Below are 18630 nucleotides of genomic sequence, written 5' to 3'. Positions count from 1 at the left end.
CCGGCCCGACAGAGTAAGTGAGACCAGGCGACCTCCTGCCGTGCCGCCGGTCATCGGTTATGGCAGTACTGTGAACCGCGCCAAATTGCCCTTGGCGCGGTTCATTTCGTTCATGTTCGCACAAGTTTGATTTCCTAGATTTGTCCGCAAATCGACCGTCCCCCGACGGATGCCTGCGTCAGTTGCATGGTCTGCTCCGGTGCTGGGTCCGCTGTCGGCGGCGAACAAGATGGAGCGGAACACTCAATGTCGCTGGCCCTTTCCCGATTGCTCCCGGAATTTGACCGGCTGGCCGCTCCGGAACGGAAGGGTGCCCGGACCGGCGCGCCGCAACCGGCCCAATCCGCGTCGCGCGATGAACGCCAGGATTGGGAGGCACGGCTCGAGAGCGTGCGGGCGCAAGCGTGGGAAGAGGGGCATCAGGCGGCTGAAACAAGGCTCGCGGCGCGGCATGCCGAGGAGATTTCCGGCCTTGTGGCGCAGCACGCCGAGCAGATGCAGCAACAGGCCGATCAACTGGCCCGGAATTTGGCTGCAGCGCTTCCGGAACGAATATCCGCACGCGCCGCCGCCGTTGCCGACCATCTCGCCGACGATGTCGCTGGTCTTCTGGCGCCACTTGTCGAAGAGGCGCTGCGCCGCCAGATGGTCGCGCGTCTTGGTGAGGAGGTCCGCGCCGCGCTCGACCTCGAACACGCGGCCCGCATCGTCGTGCGCGGGCCCGAAATTTTCCTGGCGGCCATGCGGGATCAGCTTGGCCATGACGGTGCGTCCGTCGATTTCGTTGACGCTGAAACCGCAGACATTGAATTGATGATTGACGAGACGCGGCTGAAAAGCCGTTTCTCGGAGCTGGCGCAAGCCTTTGAGGAGGCGTTGCGGTGAGTGACGACGCCGCCATTCACGAGGGCAAGAACGAGATCATCATCGTTCGCCGTCGCAGCAACGGTGAAGATTCGCCGCATGGCGGATCCTGGAAAATCGCTTACGCGGATTTCATGACCGCGATGATGGCTTTCTTTTTGGTCATGTGGCTGATCAATGCCGCCAATGAGGAAACCAAGGCCGCAGTCGCCAGCTACTTCAACCCGATCAAGCTGACCGATTCCCGTCCCGCCGAGCGGGGCATCAAACAGGTCGGCAACAACGCTGACGGCGAGCTCAACGCACCGCGTTCCCAGTCGATCGGTGACGCCGAGGCAAAAGGCGAATCCGCCGCAACCGGTGAGCAGCAAACCTCCTCGGCCGGAGAAAAAACCGACTATTCCGAGGCTGACTATTTCAAGGATCCTTACGCTGTTCTTGCCGAGATCATTCAGGAAACCGGTATCAAGTCGAACCTGTCCGACAAGGGAGATGGCGGTGTCTCTCTCGCCGGTTCCGCCACTGGAGCGAGTGGCGGGGAAGCCTTTCGCGATCCGTTCGAGCCGGATTTCTGGGCGCGTCAGATCGAGGAGGACGATGCCGCAAAGGATGTGATCGCCAGCAGCGAGGCGCTGCTGCGCGAGCAGTACAAGAAGAAGGCGCCACCGCCGAACCAGACCGGCGAAGAGAGCCAGCCAGCGCAAGACGCCGCGGAGGCAGGGAACGCTGCGGCCGAACAGGCCGGGACCGACCTTGCGGACGGGGAGCAGCAGGACGCATCCGAGGATGAGGCGCGGCGCCTTGAGGATCAGCTCAGCGCGGCGTTTGATGAGGCGCAGATCGGCAAGCTCGCCGACGGCTTGAGCGTTGTTCCTTCCGACGGCGGATTGCTGGTCTCGCTCACCGACCAGCTCGATGTGGAAATGTTCAGGGTCGGTTCGGCCGTCCCCGAGCGGCCCCTTGTCCTCGCCATGGACGAAATAGGCAAGGTGCTTGCCGAGCGCGACGGCACGATCTCGATCCGGGGTCACACGGATGCGCGCCCGTTTACCGATGGGACCGATGATAATTGGCGCCTGTCCATGGAGCGGGCGCATTCGGCGTTCTTCATGCTGGTTCGCGGCGGTGTTGCCGAGGAACGCATCAGGCAATTGTCCGGGTTTGCCGAGCGCGATCTGAAAGATCTCGACAATCCGTTCGCCGAGGCCAACCGGCGCATCGAAATTCTTATCCGCTTCGATGAGAGCTGACCCATGGGGATGGCAGCAAAGATCGCTTCTCTGGTGCTCTCGCCGCTCAGCCTGCGCATCTGCCTGACAGGCCTGGCGTTTTTCGCGCCAGCCCTCGTCGCGGCACAAACCACACAAGCTCCCGCGCCTGCATCCGCCTCCTCCGACGCATCGGCGCCTTCTGCCACCAAGGCCCCGCACGCCTTCGCCGAGCTGCAGCCCTATCAGCTCATACGTTCGCTGCAGAAGGTGCAGGACGCGGTGGTCATGGGCGATCATGCCGCCCTTGAGATGCAGCGTTTCCTGCTTGGCGTCATTGATCAGCGCCTGCGCAAGGCCGAGCAGACTGTCTTCGACGATCCGCGCAATGTCGACGCGGCGCTGATCTATGCCATGAGCGGCGGCAATCCCGCCACGCTCGATCTCCTGGCGCTTCGCGATCGCTTCGGCAATTTCGACACGGAAGTCACCGCTGTCGTTCAGGCCTATCTGGACGGTCAGGCGGCGCGCAGCAAGGACGCGCTAGACGAGGTCGCAAAACTGTACGGCAATCAGACCATCGGGCCTTATCTCGCCCTGGTTGCCGCCAATGTGAAAGCCGGTCTGGGCGATCGGCGCGCGCTTGAACTGTTTGACCTCGCCCGGCTTGGGGCGCCCGGAACCATCGTCGAGGAGGCTGCATTGCGACGGGCGATCTTCGTCGCCAATCAGCGTGATCTGATCGACGAAGCGATCCACTACGCCATGCTGTATTCGCGGCGCTTTCCCGACTCGCCCTACGCCGAAGAGTTTCTCGACCAGCTCGTCATGCTGGTCGTCGACCAGCATGACCGAATGGAAGCGGGCCAGATTGAACGCATGCTCGTCCATATCGACAAGCCGCGCCAGCGCGAGGTCTATCTGCGCATTTCCCGCAAGGCGGTGATCAACGGGCTGACGGAACTGGCTTTGCAGGCTGCCGACCGGGCGCGAGGGCTGGCAGAAAAAAATGACAAGGCGCCGATTGCATTGGCGGGTCTTTATTCGGGTTTGGCCGCGATACCCAGCGACAAGGTATTGGAGATTGACCGCTTCATGGAAAGCCTGGAAGAAGTTCGCCTGTCGCCCCGTGATGAGGCGCTGCGCAATGCGGTCCGCCGGGTCGCCCATGAGATCGTCCGTCCGCCGGAACCCGCCAGCCTCACGCAAGCACCTGCGCCTAAGCTGCCAGAGCTGGATGAAACTCTGCCGGGTCAAGCCGAGGAAGGCACTGCTGCGGCAATGGCGCAGCAGGATCCCGGAACGGCCGGCTCGCAACGGGATGATCCCGATGCCGATCCCGGATTTCAGACCTATCTCGATGACCGGGAACAACTGCTTGCCGAAATCGACGGTCTGTTGAAGATTGAATAGGAGACGACGGAGCATGAACGCCCTTGATGCGCTTTTTGTCCGCCAGGTCCCCGGCGGCGCCGCCGACCGGAGCGGCAATGACAAGGAAGCTTCGTCCAATCTGTCGCGTGAGAACGGCTTTGCCGCGGCGCTTTCCGGCCAGTCGCGCAAGGCTGAACGGGAAGCGCTGGCAGCCGACAAGCAGGGCGATGATCTTGGCGATGCAATCGACCCGGATACAGAGGCACCCATTACTCTGGGATCGGAGAATCCGCGGCGTACCGGCCAACGTCTTTCAGAAGAATCTCTTGCGGCCATCCTCGAAGGGCGGCTGACCCCCTCCGCGCGCCCGACACGTACAGATGACAGCGAAGATCCGCAGCCTGATGCACACGCAGGCGATGCAGGCAATGTCCCCGCCACTCCGGTAGCCGATATCGAGATCAATGCAGCGCCGGTTGATCCCCTCCTTGCATCGCCCGCCGATGCCCGTCAGGCGATGGCGACCGGCCTCGAACCGGCCCCAGGCGGAATGCCGTCTGGCGAGAGCGTGCGGCACAGCGCCGGCGGTCCGGCGCCTGCGGATCAGGTCATGGCCAACGCAGTTGCCGCCAATCGACCGGCGCGCTCGGGACCCGGTAAAGCTGACGCGGCACCACTCGCAGCGCCGACAGGCGCACGCGCCGCCGCAAGCGGAATGGACATCATTGCCGCCGCATCCGATGCACAAACGCAAGGTGAGGCATCCGGCGACCGCGAGCAGCCACGCAGCCAGGCCGAGACACTGCACAAGGTGCGCGTCGCTTCGACAGCCGCCAACGAGCGCGAGGGAGCCTTGGAAGGCGTCAAGGTTATCGAGCGTCGTTCATTCCTGGCCCCCGAACCTTCGCGCAATGCCGATCTTCTCGTTCGCAGCATGGGTCGCGAGGTCGGGGCCATGCTCACGCCTCCCGGCGGCAAGCCCGCCCCGGGGGCAGCCGCAAACGCCAGCACCGCCGCCACCGCTGCGCAGTCTCCATCTGCAGCCAGCCCGGCAGGCCAGAAAGTTCATACGCTGAAACTGCAGCTCAACCCGTTGTCACTCGGGCAGGTGACCGCCGTGTTGCGGCTGTCCGGCGAGGAACTGAACGTCCAGCTCAAGGTCGAGACCGCCGAGGCCTATCGCCAGCTCAGCAGCGATTCAGCTTCGATCATCAAGGCCCTGCGCGCTCAGGGATTCGGCGTTGAAAACGTCTCCGTGCAGCATGTCCTTCCCGACCGGCCAACCACCACCGGGCAGGGCGCATCGAGTGCCGGACAGGCCTTCCAGTCCCAGAGCGACAACGCTGCCGCGCATGGCGGTGGCAATGCCCGAAATGGCGAAGAGCAGAAATCTTCGCCGCGACAGCCCCAAACGAGAGATAGCGGCGATGACACGATGGCAGCTTCCGGCACTTCTGGTTCTCGTTCTGATGGGGTTTATCTCTGAGATTATTGCGGCACCGAACGCTGCGGCGGCCCCACGGCAGAATGCCTGTGAGGCGATGATCCTCGCTGCAGCCGCAAAATGGCAGGTTCCTGCCGGTATCCTGCATTCGGTCGGCCTGATCGAAAGTGGCCGGAGGGGTGTTCTGCATCCCTATGCTCTGAACATTGCCGGCCGCACCGTGTTCGCCGAGTCCCGTCAGCAGGCGCTACGCGAGTTCAAGCGTGCCCGCGCCCAAGGGCAGGATCTGATCGACCTTGGCTGCATGCAGATCAACTACCACTATCATGGCGCTGAATTTGCGTCGCCCGCCGACATGCTCGACCCGGAACAGAACGTCGATTACGCGGCCCGCTTTCTGCACAAGCTCCACCAGCGACACCAGTCCTGGACAATGGCTGTCGCGCGTTATCATGCCGGGCCGGACAACGACCCCGCCCAGCGGCGCTACATCTGCCGCGTTATTCGCAATCTTGTCGTGGTCGGCCATGGCGGGTGGACGCCGCAAGCCCGTGCATTTTGCAATTGAGCGCACAATCTCGGCGGTGACAAATACAACCGCTAGATGCAGTTCAGTCTAAAAACTGGCGCAATTTGCCGAAAGGCGGCAACAAAAAAGCGCTTCCAGAATCAAGCAAAAAATTAACCTGTCGTTAACGAATTCGCCCCGTTTTAGTGCTTTTCCACACCTCAAGCACCATATATGGGCAAATCAGCGGCAATCATGGTTAATCAACTCTGAAAATAGGGTGAAACAATCCTGTAGTTGCTGCTGATTCGGGGTCTCCTTACCACTTGGTTAACAGGTGGGACGAAATTGATTCGGAGGCGGGGCGAATGATCGTAGTGGTTGATGACCGGGACTTGGTCAAAAAGGGATACACTTCTCTTTTCGGCCGTGAAGGTGTCCCTTCGGCCGGGTTCGATACGGCCGAGTTCAGTGAATGGGTCAACACGGCGGCGGAGACCGATCTTGCCGCCGTCGAAGCTTTCCTGATCGGCCAGGGGGACCATACGCTCAATCTTCCGCGCACCATCCGTGACCGATCTCAGGCGCCGGTGATTGCCGTCTCGGACACGCCTTCCCTGGAATCGACGCTCGCCTTTTTCGACAGCGGTGTCGATGATGTTGTGCGCAAACCCGTACATCCGCGGGAAATCCTCGCCCGCGCCGCCGCCATCCGTCGGCGCTTGAAGGCGCTTTCGCATCACACCGATATCGGCCCGATCCGCGTCTATTCCGATGGCCGCGATCCCGAAATCGAAGGCACGACCTTCGCGCTGCCGCGCCGTGAACGCCGCATCCTCGAATATCTGGTTGCCAACCGTGGCCGCCGCGTCACCAAGCAGCAGATCTTCAACGCGATCTACGGCATTTTCGATGAGGACGTTGAAGAGAACGTGGTCGAAAGTCACATTTCCAAGCTGCGCAAGAAACTGCGCAAGCGCCTCAACTACGATCCGATCGATTCAAAGCGCTTCCTTGGCTACATGATCGACTGGGACTGACCTGACCTGACGTCCTCCCGCTCGCGAAACAGCTTCACACAAGGCCCGGCAGCTAAACTGAACCCGCTTTGAAATAGGGGATTTGCCATGAGCCTGTCTGGAATGATGAGAACCGGTGCATCGGGCATGAACGCCCAGGCCAGTCGCCTGGGAACCGTGGCTGACAATATCGCCAACGCCAACACCACCGGATACAAGAAAGCCTCGACCGAATTCTCGTCACTGGTGCTGTCATCCAGCGCCGGCGCCTACAACTCCGGCGGTGTCAATGCCGAAGTGCGCTACGGCATCTCGCAGCGCGGTCCGCTCGAATTCACCTCATCAAGCACGGATCTGGCGATCAACGGCTCCGGTTTCTTCATCGTCTCCGACGCTGCCGATGTTCCCTACCTGACCCGGGCCGGCTCGTTTGTGCCTGACGCCGAGGGCAACCTTGTCAATACGGCGGGCTTCACCCTGCTTGGTTACGACTATCAAAGCGGCATCCCGGCGCCGGTCGTCAATGGTTTCGACGGGCTTGTTCCGGTCAACGTCTCCGCCGGCAGCCTGACAGCGGAAGCCTCGTCGAACGGCGTGTTCACCGCCAACCTGAACGCCAGCGAGGCCGCTGTCGCAGCAGCCGACCTGCCGTCTGGCAATACGGCTACGGCGGACTATTCGCACAAGAGCTCGCTCGTCGTTTACGACAATCTCGGCGGCGAGGTGCTGCTTGATTTCTACTACACCAAATCGGCCAATGACACCTGGGAAGTGGCTGTGTTTGACCGTGCCGATGCGGCGCCGAATTCTTCCTTCCCTTACGCCTCCGGCCCGCTTGCAACGGGGACGCTGGATTTCGATCCCACCAACGGTCTGCTGACCAGCACCAGCACCAGCACCCTGACCGTCAACGTCCCGAATGGCAACGCCATGACCATCGACCTGGCGGAGATGAGCCAGCTCGACTATCCGTTTTCCGTGCAAAGCGCCACGGTGGATGGCAGCGTGCCGTCAACCGTTGTCCGGGTTGAGATCTCGGAAGACGGGATTGTCTACGCCCAGTACGAGAACGGCACGCTCGAACCGATCTACCGCATCGCCATGGCGGACGTGCCGAGCCCGGACCAGCTGCGCCCGCTCGAGGGGAACGTTTATGCTCAGGGCCAGGATTCCGGCGTCATCCGCACCGGCTTCGCGGGATCAAGCAATTTCGGCGCCATCGTTTCCGGCGCGCTGGAAAGCTCGAACGTCGATATCGCCGAGGAGCTGACCAACATGATCGAGTCACAACGCAGCTATACGGCCAATTCGAAGGTATTTCAGACCGGTTCCGATCTGATGGACGTGTTGGTCAACCTCAAGCGCTAGCATCGTAAGAGGCCGGTGAAAGGGCGCGCAGGAAATGTCACTGTCTCAGGCGATCAATACGGCACAGTCTTCGCTGTCGAACACGTCGACGAAGACATCCGTAATTTCGCGCAACATCTCCAACGCCGCCAACCCGGACTACAACCGGCGCAGCGCCGTGCTGATGACCACCTGGGCCGGTGCCAGCGTGGCCACGACCCAGCGCAGCCAGAACGAGACCTTGCTGCGCGAAAGCCTGACCGGCACCGCCGCCGCCGCCAGTCAACAGACGCTGCTCGATGGGTTGAGCAGGCTGCAGTCGATTTTCGGCGGCAATGACTACGAAACCTCACCCGCGTCGCTGCTCGCAGGTTTCCGCGACACCTTGTCGACCTATGCGGTCAAGCCATCGGAAAACACTCTGGCCGAAACGGCGATCGCGGACGCCGTGCAATTGGCGCGAGGATTGCAGACCGCATCCGCCGCGGTGCAGGACGCGCGCTATTCCGCAGATCAGCAGATCGCGCGCGATGTCGACCAGCTCAACAGCCTTCTCGGTGAATTTCAGAAGGCCAATGATGCGATCGTGCGCGGCACGCAAGCGGGCAGCGATATCAACAACGAGCTCGACGTTCGCGAAAAGCTGCTCAAGGAGATTTCCGGCATCGTCTCTGTCAGCACCGTCACGCGCAGCGGCAATGATCTGGCCATTTACACAACCGATGGGCTGACCCTTTTCGAGCGGGTCCCGCGGCCCGTCACCTTTGTGCCTTCCTCGGGCTATTCCGCGACGCTGACCGGCAACGCGGTTTATATTGACGGGGCAGCGCTTCCGCCGGGCGAAGGCGCCTCGACAAACGGTGCCGGCAGCCTGCAGGCGCATCTGCAGATCCGCGACACTTACGCGCCGACCCTGCAAAATCAGCTCGATGAGATCGCTCGCGGACTGGTAACGGTATTTGCTGAAAGCGATCAGTCCGCGACTCCGACCCTTCCCGACATGCCCGGCCTCTTCACCTGGGCTGGCGGTACCGTGCCATCGACGGGCACGCTGCAGAAGGGAATCGCAGCCTCGATCACCGTCAATCCGGCAGTGCTGAGCTCAAAGGGCGGCAATCCCTCCCTGTTGCGTGACGGCGGTATCAACGGCGCGGCCTACAGTGTCAATCCGGCCGCAAATGCCAGCTTCGCACAGCAGCTGGACGCGTATGTCCAGGCCTTTGAAGTCCCGCTGACCTTCGACAGCGCCGCCAGCCTTGGCGCATCGGCCAGCCTGACCGGTTTCGCGGCGGATTCGATCGGCTGGCTTGAGCAGAACCGAAGTGAAGCGTCCTCGGCCGCCGAGGTGCGTGAAGCCTATCGCTTCCGCACGACGGAATCCTATTTCAACGCCACCGGCGTCTCTCTCGATGAAGAGATGTCACTCCTTCTTGAACTCGAGCAATCCTACAAGGCATCGGCGCGGCTCATTTCAGCCGTCGACGAGATGCTGCAGGCATTGCTGGCGGCGGCGTAGGGGGACAGGCCATGAAGACCAGCTTCATATCAACCCTCGCCGTGCAGAACGCGATGCGCCTGACCATCCAGCGTGGCCAGTCCGAGATTCAGACATTGCAGAAGGAGATCGTCACCGGCCGGCATCACGACATCGGCGTCGCACTGGGAGCGTCCGCCGGACGCAGTGTCGCGCTGAACCGCGAAGTTCAGCGGCTCGAGACGATCCGCGATTCCAATGCGCTCGTCACGCAAAGGCTTTCCGCCTCGCAACTCTCTCTCAACCTGATGAGCGACAACGCGCAAGGCATGCTCGACGCCTTCATTTCGCTGACGGGTTCCGATGATGCGACCCGCATTCGCATTGCCAAATCGGATGTCGCCAATGCCCTCGACGCCTTCACCGACGCGGTCAACTCATCGTCAAACGGCGAGTATCTTTTCGGCGGCGTCAACACCGACACCGAGCCCCTGGCGGATTACCAGGCCGCCGGTTCCGCCGCCAAGGCCAGCTTCGACGCCGCCTTTCTCGGCTATTTCGGCTTCGCCCAATCGAGCGCTTCGGCTGCCACCATCACAACCGCCCAGATGGATGACTTTCTCACCAACACTCTGGCGCCGATGTTCAACGGAGCTCAGTGGAATACCGATTGGTCGAACGCCTCCGACACCAATATCACCAGCCGGATTTCGGCCAACGAACTGGTCGACAGCAATGCCAATGCCAATGCAGACGGCATGCGTAGCTTCGCTCTGGCCGCGGTCATTGGTCTCGAACTTCTTGATACGGCGATAGGCGAGGATGTCCGCGCACTGGTCAATTCCCGCGCCATTCAGCATGCCGGCGAAGCCGTTACCGGCATTGACAATATTCGAAGCGGCCTCGGCATTTCGCAAAGCCGCGTCGACAAGGCCAATGTCTCATTGGATCTGCAGATCAAGGTCGTTGAACTGCATATTGGAGACCTGGAAGGGGTTGATGCCTATGAAGCATCGACCCGCATGAGTTCACTGCTGGCACAGGTGGAAACCTCCTACCAGCTGACTGCCAGACTGACCCAGCTCAGTCTGACAAACTTCCTCTAACGGGTGGAGCCGGGGTTATGACAACCAACCGGAAGCAAAGGGGCACTTGAATGTACCAGTTTTCATACGCTGACGTACAGGAGGATGGGGTCGCCGAAGCGCGGGAACGTGAGCGCGAGGCGATCAACCATTCCATCAATCTGTTGCGGCTGGCGATCAAGAAAGGGCGCAACACGCGCGAGGGGAGTGACGCAATCCATTTCGTCAACCGCCTCTGGGTGCGTTTTGTCGAGGACCTCGCATCACCGGAGAATGAACTGCCGGATGAGTTGAAGGCCAATCTGATTTCCATCGGCATCTGGATCATCAAGGAAGCGGAACGCATCCGGCACGGCGATTCCGAGAATTTTCAGGGCATCATCGATATTTCCGAGATCATTCGTGAGGGGCTGAAATGAAAAGCTCTCTGCGCATTTCCCTGAAGGCTGGCGAGCGCATCTTCATCAATGGCGCGGTCCTGCGGGTCGATCGCAAGGTGGCACTCGAATTTCTCAATGACGTCACCTTCCTGCTGGAAAACCACGTTCTTCAGCCCGAGGATGCCAAGACGCCGCTGCGCCAGCTTTATTTCATCGTCCAGATGATGCTGATCAACCCGGAAGGGGCGACACAGGCGATGAGCATGTTCCGCAAGTCGATTGTCATGCTGCTGGCCTGTTTTAAGGATGACGAGGTGCTCACCGAGCTCAAGCATATTGATGGCATGGTCACCCAGGGCCGGGCCTTCGAGGCGCTGAAGGCGATCCGGGCGCTGTTCCCGGTCGAAGAACGCGTTCTCAATACGCCGTCCATGCCTGCCGCAACGGTCGAACAGATCCGCAAGGAGCTATCCCCATGGTCGTAAACGCTGTTGGCACATCCACCCAGGTCCAGAGCGCCGCTGATACCGCCGCATCGAAGACCGCGATGGATTACGATACCTTTCTGACTCTGCTGGTTGCACAGCTGAAGAACCAGGATCCGACCGAACCGATGGACTCGACGGAGCAGATCGCGCAATTGGCGACCTTCTCACAGGTCGAGCAGACGATTCAGACCAACAAGAGTCTCGAGAAGCTGTTGCAGAGCTCCAATCTCAGCCAGGCCGGCGCGATCATCGGCCGAACGCTGACCAGTGCTGACGGCAGCGCTTCTGGCGTGGTCACCGAGGTGCGCGTGCTCGCTGACGGGTTGACGGCTATTTTGGCCAATGGCGCGGAAGTTGCAGTCGGAGCCGGCGTCACGGTACGCTGAGCCGCAACGATCGCCACAAGGGGCCATCGATGAACGAAGCTGATGCGCTCGATATCGTCCAGTCGGCAATCTGGACGGTGCTCCTGGCCTCCGGTCCGGCGGTGCTTGTCGCCATGCTGGTCGGGGTGACCATCGCCTTCGTCCAGGCGCTGACGCAGGTGCAGGAAATCACGCTGACCTTCGTTCCGAAAATTGTTGCCATTCTGATCACCGTCGCCATTTCCGCGCCCTTCGTCGGCGCGCAGATTTCCACCTTCACAAACGTCGTCTTCCAACGCATCGAAACCGGCTTCTAGCCCCTGTCACTGCAACGAGTGCTGTCACCTTCGCGCAAGTTTCGCCGCCTAGGGTCATCCTCGCGCCGCGTCATGGACGCGCAGGGTGTTTGCGGACCGGGCCGACATGATGGCGGCGAACCGGTGGAGATGAAACCATATGGCTGAAAGTCCCGCACTGGCGCTTCCCAAGCGGTTTCAGGGCAAGGATCTGGGCTTTGCGTTCGGCATTGTCACCATCCTGTCGATCCTGTTCCTGCCGATCCCGTCATTTCTGATCGACATCGGACTGGCCTTTTCGATCTCGTTTTCCGTGCTGATCCTGATGGTTGCCCTGTGGATACGCACGCCGCTCGATTTCTCATCCTTCCCGACAATCTTGCTGATCGCGACGATGATGCGGTTGTCTCTGAACATCGCCACGACGCGCGTCATTCTTTCGGAGGGCCATTCCGGTGTCGATGCCGCCGGCCAAGTCATCGGTGGTTTCTCGCAACTGGTCATGTCCGGAGACTTCGTCATCGGCCTGATCGTCTTTCTGATCCTGGTGACGGTCAATTTCATCGTCATCACCAAGGGCGCCACCCGTATCGCGGAAGTCGGCGCCCGCTTTACCCTCGATGCCATCCCCGGCAAGCAGATGGCCATCGATGCTGACCTGTCGGCCGGGTTGATCGACGAAAAGCAGGCCCGCGACCGGCGCAGCATTCTCGAGCAGGAGAGTTCGTTCTTCGGTTCGATGGACGGCGCCTCCAAATTTGTCCGCGGTGATGCCATCGCCGGCCTGCTGATCACCGGCATCAACATGGTGGGCGGCATCGTCATCGGCTATGCCCGCTATGACATGCAGATCGGCGAGGCTGCCGATGCCTTTGTCCGCCTGTCGGTCGGCGATGGTCTGGTATCGCAGATCCCGGCCCTGATCGTCTCGCTTGCCGCCGGTCTGCTGGTATCCCGCGGTGGCCAGCTCGGCTCGACCGACGAGGCGGTCATCGATCAGCTTGGTGCCTATCCGCGTGCGCTGTTCGCCGCCTCCGGCTTGCTTGCCGTGCTGGCTTTGATGCCCGGCCTTCCCTTCCTTCCCTTCGCTGTCCTGGCGGGCGGCATGGCGTTCGCCAGTTGGGCCATCCCGCGCCGACGCGACGCCGTGGCCCGTGCCGAGGCACAGGAAGTCCACCGCCAGGAACAGGAACAGAAGGACAAGGAGGACGCCTCGGTCAAGACGATCCTCAAAACGGCGGAAATCGAACTGGTGCTCGGCAAGCAGGTGGCCGCGCGTGTGCTCGGCAGCCACGAGGAATTGGCATTCCGGGTCGCCAAGATGCGCAAGAAATTTGCCGAGCAGTACGGCTTCGTTGTTCCGGAGATCAAGGTCAGCGACGATCTCAGCGTCCGGGACAAGGAGTACCAGATCCGCATTCACGGCACGACGATTGCCGCCAATGAACTGCGCGTCGGCGAGGTCATGGTGGTGCTCTCGGGCAAACGTCGTCCGAGCCTGCCCGGGGACGAGATGCGTGAACCGGCCTTTGGACTGCCTGCAATGTCGTTGCCTGAAAGCTTTGCCGAGGATCTCAAGCGTGAAGGGTTCCAGCCGATCGACGCCGTCTCGGTCGTTCTCACCCATCTCAGCGAGGTGATCCGCAACAACCTGCCGCAGCTTCTCTCCTACAAGGACATGAAGGTGCTGATCGAACGGCTCGACCAGGAGTATCGCAAGCTGGCGGACGAAATCTGCACCCAGCACATGACCTATTCCGGCTTTCAGGCCGTTCTCAAATTGTTGCTGGCCGAACGGGTCTCGATCCGCAACCTGCATCTGATCCTTGAAGCCGTCGCTGAACTGGCGCCGCATGTGCGCAAGACCGAACAGATCGTCGAACATGTCCGCATCCGCATGTCGCAACAGCTGTGCGGCGACATTTCCCGCAATGGCGTGCTCAACGTGCTGCGTCTCGGCAACCGCTGGGACATGGCGTTTCATCAGGCACTCAAGCGGGATCCGAAGGGCGAAATCGTCGAGTTCGACATCGACCCGCGCCAGCTCGAAGAGTTTACCGAGGAAGCAACGACCGTCATTCGCACGCATATGGACAAGGGCGTTCCCTTCGTTCTCGTCACCTCGCCCGAGGCGCGCCCCTATGTTCGCATGATCATAGAGCGCATCTTCGCCACCTTGCCGGTGCTCTCGCATGTCGAACTGGCGAAGGGCATCGAGATCAAGCTGCTCGGAGCGATATCTTGATCGAGGACCCGCAGGGCTCGATCCTTGCGGTCTTTGCAGCCTTCTGCCGGATCGGCGGGTGCCTGATGGTCTTGCCGGGTTTCTCGAGTTTCCGCGTGCCTGTCCAGGTCCGCCTGTTCACCGCCGTCGCCTTGTCGATGGCCCTGACGCCGCTGCTTTGGGACACGCTCTACCCGCGCGTTCAGGATCCGGGCGCCGCCTTCATCTTTCTCGTCGCCTCGGAACTGCTGATCGGCGTCACCTTCGGCCTGATTGCCCGCTTTATCGTCCTCGCCCTGCAGTTTGCCGGCACATCGATTCAGATGGTCATCGGCTTCAACATGTCCGGCGGCATGTCGATCACGGAAGGCGAGCAGGAGGGGCAGCTGACAGCTCTCATCACGCTGACCGGTCTGCTCGTCCTTTTCATGGTCGACTTCCACCATGTGGTAATCAGGACGCTTGTCGCCTCCTATAATTTCATGCCGCTCGGCTCCCCCTTCGCCGCCCGCCACGCGCTGGTCACGCTGACCGACACACTGGCCGCATCCTTCCTGCTGATGCTGCGCCTGTCGAGCCCGTTCATTCTTTTCGGTCTGATTTTCAATGTGGCGATCGGACTGGTCAACAAGCTGGCGCCGCAGATCCCGATCTACTTCATTTCGATCCCGTTCATTCTCACCGGCGGTCTCATTCTCTTCTATTTCGGTGCCGGCGAATTCTTCACCTTGTTCCTCGATGCTTTCGCACCCCTCTACGCCGGGCGGGCCGGCTGATGGAAGAGTCCCGTGCCGCCCGTCTGACGCGTTTGGTCCGCCTGCAGCGGCAGCTCGAGCGGATGGCCGAGAACGACCTTTTGCACGTCACCCGCGAACGCGCCCGCCTCGACGAGCGCCGTGAAGCCACGATCACCGCCCTTGCCACCTTTTCGCCGCTGCATCAGGCCATGGCATCCACCTATTCCGATGGGTTCCGCGGTCTCGACGCGCGCAGTCAGCGGCTCGAGGCGATGCAGAAGATGCAGGAAAAGCGCCTGCTGATCGAGCGGACCAAAGCTGACCGTCTCGACGAGACCGCCGGAGAGGCGCGCGAAGCCGAAGCGCGCGGCGCCGAGGACGAGGCGCTTCTCGATCTGCTTGATATGGTATTGCCGCAGGGCCGGCGGTCCAGCCCAGCGTAAGCTTCGCATGCGACATTTTCCGCAGGCGCGCGCCAGCCTCCTTTTGCTTGGCGCCGCATGAAACCGCTGGAGGCTCGCTTGGCCGTTGCTATCGCCACAGATCTGATACTCGATGTTGTCAAGGCCGCAGCGCCCGAGGTCGCCCAGCAGGCAAAGTCGGTTTTGCAGGCCGCCGCGGGCCGGAAGGCCGAGGCGAATGCCGCGTCGGGACTGTTCGAGCGTCAGATTGCCGGCCTGAACGAGGCGGCGGCGGTCGATCTGCGCGCCCGCCTGGCGGCGCAGGCCCCGGCGCAGTCGGACGAGGTGCCCGAAGCCTATCGTGAATTTGAAGCCATGGTACTCGGCTCCTTTGTCCAGTCCATGCTGCCCTCCGACAATGAAGAGGTTTTCGGCAAGGGCACTGCCGGCGAAATCTGGAAAGGCATGATGGCCGAAAAGATCGGACAGGTGATGGCTGAAGACGGCGGTGTCGGCATCGCCGAACGCATGGCCTCACGTGCCGCCGGCAAGGTCGTTCCGGCGGATGAATTTGCCGAGAACACCGTCAATCGCGCCGCCAGCATGGTCAATCAGGTGCAGATGGCCATTCTCGGCGATCTAGGACGGCTGGCACTCAAGGATGAGGATCAGGCATGACACCCTCGCAGCAACAATCGGCCCCCGCCAACGACATTCGCACCGCATCCGCGCCTCCGCCCCATGATGGCCGGTTGTCCGCTCTCCTGACCCGGCTGGAATCCGTGCTCGACAATGAGAACGAACGCATCGGCCGCGACGCCACGCTTGATCTTGAGCAGTCCAATGCGCTCAAGAGCCGCTGTCTCTATGACATGGCGATGCTGATGCGCGACGGACGGACCGCCGCCTTGCAGCGCAGCCACGCCCGGCAGCTCGCTGCCATACGGCAGAAACTCGAACACAACCGCAAACGTGTCGAAGCGCATATGGAAGCCGTGCGTCAGGTCACCACACTGCTCAAGGATGTAGCGACGGCGGCCGACGCCGACGGCACCTACACCGCTGACCAGTTCATGGGCTACGAATTCTGATGATCAAACTGATCGGCACCGGATTGTGGGTCTGCCTTGTCACTCTCGGATCGGTGTATTTTTCGGTGCAGGTTGCCATCAAGGATGATGGCAGCGACCAGAAGCCCAATCTCAGGCGCGGCCTCGAGACCGTGCGCGGCGACATTGTCTCCGTCCCCGTCATCTCCGAGGGTGCCGTCCAGGGCTATTTCATCACCCGCCTGTCCTACACCGCCGTGGCATCGGAAATCGCCACCCTGTCGGTCCCGGCCGATCAGCTGATTACCGACGCGCTTTACTCGGCGCTGATCGGCAGCGAGGAGATCGATCTCGCCAGCTTGCGAAAATTCAATATCGATACTTTTCGGGAAACGATCCGCTCGGCTGTGAACAGCCGTCTTGGCGAGGAAATCTTCCATGATGTCATCGTCGAACAGATCGATTTTCTCAACAAGCAGGATATCCGCGCCAATATGCGCAAGGGCGAACGCTCGGTCTCGGGCGTAACGCAACCGGTCGGTCGCGCGGTTCCCTCGCAATAGGCTCAGATCACGCGCCGCTTGCGCGCTTTCAATGCCCGGTAGGTCATCAGCGCCGATTGCAGATATAGGGCCACGAAGACCGCATTGACCAAAGGCACCCACTGCGCTTCCGAGTATCCCTGCGTCAGCACCAGGGTGAGCAGGAGCGCTTTGGTGGCGGCCAGTGAAGCCAGAACGATGGCGCGGATCACCGTGCGCCCGGTGCCGTAGAGCAGTTCGGAATGATATTCGAGAAGGTTGCGCAGGGCCGGCACGCTCAGGACCAGGATCAGCAGCGGCGCTGCCTCGGCGACATTGGCGCCCAGCGCCATGGGAAAGAGCGCCAGCACGAGGGCCATCGCCAGCAGTCCGGCAGTCGAGACGACAGCCACCAGCGCCTCGAAGCCGATGCGCAGCGGCAACCGGTCCAGCAATTGCGGGGCGCGCATCAGTTTCTGGACCAGGATGGTCAGGAACGAACGCACCGGCAGCGCCGTCAGATCGACCAGACGCATGATCATCGCGTAAATGCCTGCGGTTTCCGGGCCTCCGAGTCCCAGCACCAGGATCTTGTCGAGTTCCGACTGCACGTAAAACAGCATCTCGGCGCCGGCCACCGAAACCGCGTCGACCCAACGCCGGATGTACAGACGCGGCACCCAACGCAGCCGGACGCGCGGATAGAAGAAGACGATGGCCGTCACCGCAGCGGCCGCGGTTGCGGCCACATAGAACCAGCTCCAGGTCTCAAGTGACGTGGCGCCGGACCATGCGAAGGCCACGGCCACGATCGCTTTTAATGCCGTGCCGATGACCACCAGTGCCGAACCGGCTGCAAAACGGTTCAGGCCGTAGGTGACGATGACCACGATCTCCATCACCCGCCAGAACAGGATCTCCGCCGCGAGAATCCGCACAAAGGGCGCCAGCGCGAGATCGCCCGAGAAGACCAGCATGAAAGTCAGCCCGCTGGCCAGCGCGATGGCCGGCAGAGACAACAAGGCGCCACCGATGAACCCGGCCGTATAGGCCCCGAGCAGCCGCTTGCGCACCGTGGCGATGCGATAAAGCGGCGAGACGAAGCCGAAGGCCAGGAGCCGGGACAGCATGATGCCGCAGGCCGAGGCGGTGGCAAACAGCCCGAAATCGCCGATCGAAAGCGTGTTCGCCACGGCAATGAAATAGGCCAGGGAAATGACGAGGCGACCAGCCGATCCGCCGGTCATGGACAGGTAGGCGCCAACGAGTTGGCGATTCTGCGCGACAAGCATCGCCACCCGGCGGATCACTCCGTCCGGGCGGGGAGGGGAGGCAAGCTCGTCCTGCTCGAAACCGCGCGACATCGGTGTATTTTGCAGCGCATATGTTAATTGCGCTTCAATGACCGGCATCGGCATTGCCGATTTTACAGCGGAAAAAGTGCGATGAAGGGGGGCGTATCGCGACCGGCCGCGCCGGCAGGGGCGCGTTAACCATTTGTTACCCTAAGATTCATAGATTGCGTTAACCACATTGGCCGCTGGAAGGTGCTGCTGCCCGTTATGCCGGACCCCGACAAACCATTGCCAAGACCCGCAGCGGCGCGCGGATCTCTTCTCGATCTCGCCCCGGCAGGATCTGCGAATCCGGCGCAGGACGCATCGGACGACGGCTCCGTGGCGCATTCGGACCCCGCTCTCCTCAACATCCGTACCGGCAGTCCGCGGCTCACCCGGCAGCGCTTCGCTGAGCGGACAGAACAGCGCTTTGCGCGTTCAAGATCTGGGGCGGCCGAAGCTGGCACTGGATCGCAGCCACCGCTCGATTCGCCTGCCCCTTCTTCGGC

General features: G+C 61.5%; 20 protein-coding genes. 19 read left to right on the top strand and 1 reads right to left on the bottom strand.

The features are described 5' to 3' along the window. Positions 1-246: 246 nt before the first annotated feature. The 19 genes from KY465_RS08715 to KY465_RS08625 all read left to right on the top strand — a co-directional run bounded on the left by KY465_RS08715 (position 247) and on the right by KY465_RS08625 (position 16826). Positions 247-885 (top strand): hypothetical protein, encoded by a 639-nt coding sequence (locus tag KY465_RS08715; RefSeq protein ID WP_219201275.1) that lies wholly within the window; start codon positions 247-249, stop codon positions 883-885. Next, positions 882-2114: a MotB family protein gene (locus KY465_RS08710; RefSeq protein WP_219201274.1), complete on the top strand. Its 1233-nt coding sequence runs from the start codon at positions 882-884 to the stop codon at positions 2112-2114. Before KY465_RS08715 ends, KY465_RS08710 begins: the two co-directional genes overlap by 4 nt. Positions 2115-2117: 3 nt before the next feature. Then, positions 2118-3485: a chemotaxis protein gene (locus KY465_RS08705; RefSeq protein WP_219201273.1), complete on the top strand. Its 1368-nt coding sequence runs from the start codon at positions 2118-2120 to the stop codon at positions 3483-3485. 13 nt (positions 3486-3498) lie between these two features. Next, positions 3499-4932, top strand: coding sequence for a flagellar hook-length control protein FliK (gene fliK / locus KY465_RS08700; RefSeq protein WP_219201272.1), 1434 nt, complete (start codon positions 3499-3501; stop codon positions 4930-4932). Further along, positions 4874-5458 (top strand): transglycosylase SLT domain-containing protein, encoded by a 585-nt coding sequence (locus KY465_RS08695; protein ID WP_255561532.1) that lies wholly within the window; start codon positions 4874-4876, stop codon positions 5456-5458. Before fliK ends, KY465_RS08695 begins: the two co-directional genes overlap by 59 nt. 308 nt (positions 5459-5766) lie before the next feature. After that, positions 5767-6438, top strand: coding sequence for a response regulator transcription factor (locus KY465_RS08690; RefSeq protein WP_219201271.1), 672 nt, complete (start codon positions 5767-5769; stop codon positions 6436-6438). Positions 6439-6525: 87 nt separating this feature from the next. Further along, positions 6526-7785: a flagellar hook protein FlgE gene (locus tag KY465_RS08685; RefSeq protein ID WP_219201270.1), complete on the top strand. Its 1260-nt coding sequence runs from the start codon at positions 6526-6528 to the stop codon at positions 7783-7785. Between the two features lie 34 nt (positions 7786-7819). Continuing rightward, positions 7820-9280, top strand: a complete 1461-nt coding sequence (gene flgK, locus KY465_RS08680; RefSeq protein ID WP_219201269.1) for a flagellar hook-associated protein FlgK — start codon at positions 7820-7822, stop codon at positions 9278-9280. An 11-nt stretch (positions 9281-9291) separates the two neighbouring features. Further along, the gene (locus KY465_RS08675; protein ID WP_219201268.1) at positions 9292-10344 is read left to right on the top strand and encodes a flagellar hook-associated family protein; all 1053 of its coding nucleotides are present in this window, start codon (positions 9292-9294) and stop codon (positions 10342-10344) included. Positions 10345-10394: 50 nt separating this feature from the next. Next, a complete protein-coding gene (gene flaF, locus KY465_RS08670) occupies positions 10395-10742 on the top strand; it encodes a flagellar biosynthesis regulator FlaF (RefSeq protein ID WP_219201267.1) in 348 nt (115 codons plus the stop codon). Further along, positions 10739-11188, top strand: a complete 450-nt coding sequence (flbT, locus tag KY465_RS08665; RefSeq protein WP_219201266.1) for a flagellar biosynthesis repressor FlbT — start codon at positions 10739-10741, stop codon at positions 11186-11188. Before flaF ends, flbT begins: the two co-directional genes overlap by 4 nt. After that, positions 11179-11577 (top strand): flagellar hook assembly protein FlgD, encoded by a 399-nt coding sequence (gene flgD / locus KY465_RS08660; RefSeq protein WP_219201265.1) that lies wholly within the window; start codon positions 11179-11181, stop codon positions 11575-11577. Before flbT ends, flgD begins: the two co-directional genes overlap by 10 nt. Positions 11578-11606: 29 nt before the next feature. Beyond that, entirely contained in the window at positions 11607-11873 is a 267-nt protein-coding gene (gene fliQ, locus KY465_RS08655; RefSeq protein WP_219201264.1) for a flagellar biosynthesis protein FliQ, read from the top strand. A 139-nt stretch (positions 11874-12012) separates the two neighbouring features. Next, a complete protein-coding gene (gene flhA / locus KY465_RS08650) occupies positions 12013-14097 on the top strand; it encodes a flagellar biosynthesis protein FlhA (protein WP_219201263.1) in 2085 nt (694 codons plus the stop codon). Next, complete coding sequence (gene fliR, locus KY465_RS08645; protein WP_219201262.1) at positions 14094-14852, top strand: flagellar biosynthetic protein FliR; 759 nt, start codon at positions 14094-14096, stop codon at positions 14850-14852. Before flhA ends, fliR begins: the two co-directional genes overlap by 4 nt. After that, complete coding sequence (locus tag KY465_RS08640; RefSeq protein WP_219201261.1) at positions 14852-15256, top strand: hypothetical protein; 405 nt, start codon at positions 14852-14854, stop codon at positions 15254-15256. The genes fliR and KY465_RS08640 overlap by 1 nt, the downstream gene beginning before the upstream one ends. A gap of 78 nt (positions 15257-15334) precedes the next feature. Further along, positions 15335-15892, top strand: a complete 558-nt coding sequence (locus KY465_RS08635; protein WP_219201260.1) for a rod-binding protein — start codon at positions 15335-15337, stop codon at positions 15890-15892. Then, positions 15889-16305: a hypothetical protein gene (locus KY465_RS08630; RefSeq protein WP_255561531.1), complete on the top strand. Its 417-nt coding sequence runs from the start codon at positions 15889-15891 to the stop codon at positions 16303-16305. Before KY465_RS08635 ends, KY465_RS08630 begins: the two co-directional genes overlap by 4 nt. Beyond that, the gene (locus KY465_RS08625; RefSeq protein ID WP_219201259.1) at positions 16305-16826 is read left to right on the top strand and encodes a hypothetical protein; all 522 of its coding nucleotides are present in this window, start codon (positions 16305-16307) and stop codon (positions 16824-16826) included. The genes KY465_RS08630 and KY465_RS08625 overlap by 1 nt, the downstream gene beginning before the upstream one ends. 2 nt (positions 16827-16828) lie before the next feature. Here the strand turns inward: KY465_RS08625 and KY465_RS08620 are convergent, their stop codons facing one another. Then, entirely contained in the window at positions 16829-18148 is a 1320-nt protein-coding gene (locus KY465_RS08620) for a lipopolysaccharide biosynthesis protein (RefSeq protein ID WP_255561530.1), read from the bottom strand. Positions 18149-18630: the final 482 nt, after the last annotated feature.

Origin of the sequence: Neohoeflea coraliihabitans, from assembly GCF_019334345.1 — a bacterium.
GTDB lineage: Bacteria > Pseudomonadota > Alphaproteobacteria > Rhizobiales > Rhizobiaceae > Pseudohoeflea > Pseudohoeflea coraliihabitans.
The sequence above is the reverse complement of the archived record's forward strand: the minus strand, read 5'-3'. Positions and strand labels throughout refer to the sequence as shown.

Bases quoted from the DNA above. Each gene is read 5' to 3' on its own strand.
- flbT (WP_219201266.1), top strand. From the start codon at position 10,739: ATGAAAAGCTCTCTGCGCATTTCCCTGAAGGCTGGCGAGCGCATCTTC.
- flgD (WP_219201265.1), top strand. From the start codon at position 11,179: ATGGTCGTAAACGCTGTTGGCACATCCACCCAGGTCCAGAGCGCCGCT.
- KY465_RS08630 (WP_255561531.1), top strand. From the start codon at position 15,889: ATGACACCCTCGCAGCAACAATCGGCCCCCGCCAACGACATTCGCACC.
- fliK (WP_219201272.1), top strand. From the start codon at position 3,499: ATGAACGCCCTTGATGCGCTTTTTGTCCGCCAGGTCCCCGGCGGCGCC.
- KY465_RS08695 (WP_255561532.1), top strand. From the start codon at position 4,874: ATGACACGATGGCAGCTTCCGGCACTTCTGGTTCTCGTTCTGATGGGG.
- fliQ (WP_219201264.1), top strand. From the start codon at position 11,607: ATGAACGAAGCTGATGCGCTCGATATCGTCCAGTCGGCAATCTGGACG.
- KY465_RS08675 (WP_219201268.1), top strand. From the start codon at position 9,292: ATGAAGACCAGCTTCATATCAACCCTCGCCGTGCAGAACGCGATGCGC.
- flhA (WP_219201263.1), top strand. From the start codon at position 12,013: ATGGCTGAAAGTCCCGCACTGGCGCTTCCCAAGCGGTTTCAGGGCAAG.
- KY465_RS08690 (WP_219201271.1), top strand. From the start codon at position 5,767: ATGATCGTAGTGGTTGATGACCGGGACTTGGTCAAAAAGGGATACACT.
- KY465_RS08715 (WP_219201275.1), top strand. From the start codon at position 247: ATGTCGCTGGCCCTTTCCCGATTGCTCCCGGAATTTGACCGGCTGGCC.
- KY465_RS08620 (WP_255561530.1), bottom strand. From the start codon at position 18,148: ATGTCGCGCGGTTTCGAGCAGGACGAGCTTGCCTCCCCTCCCCGCCCG.
- flgK (WP_219201269.1), top strand. From the start codon at position 7,820: ATGTCACTGTCTCAGGCGATCAATACGGCACAGTCTTCGCTGTCGAAC.
- KY465_RS08640 (WP_219201261.1), top strand. From the start codon at position 14,852: ATGGAAGAGTCCCGTGCCGCCCGTCTGACGCGTTTGGTCCGCCTGCAG.
- flaF (WP_219201267.1), top strand. From the start codon at position 10,395: ATGTACCAGTTTTCATACGCTGACGTACAGGAGGATGGGGTCGCCGAA.
- KY465_RS08705 (WP_219201273.1), top strand. From the start codon at position 2,118: ATGGGGATGGCAGCAAAGATCGCTTCTCTGGTGCTCTCGCCGCTCAGC.
- KY465_RS08625 (WP_219201259.1), top strand. From the start codon at position 16,305: ATGATCAAACTGATCGGCACCGGATTGTGGGTCTGCCTTGTCACTCTC.
- KY465_RS08685 (WP_219201270.1), top strand. From the start codon at position 6,526: ATGAGCCTGTCTGGAATGATGAGAACCGGTGCATCGGGCATGAACGCC.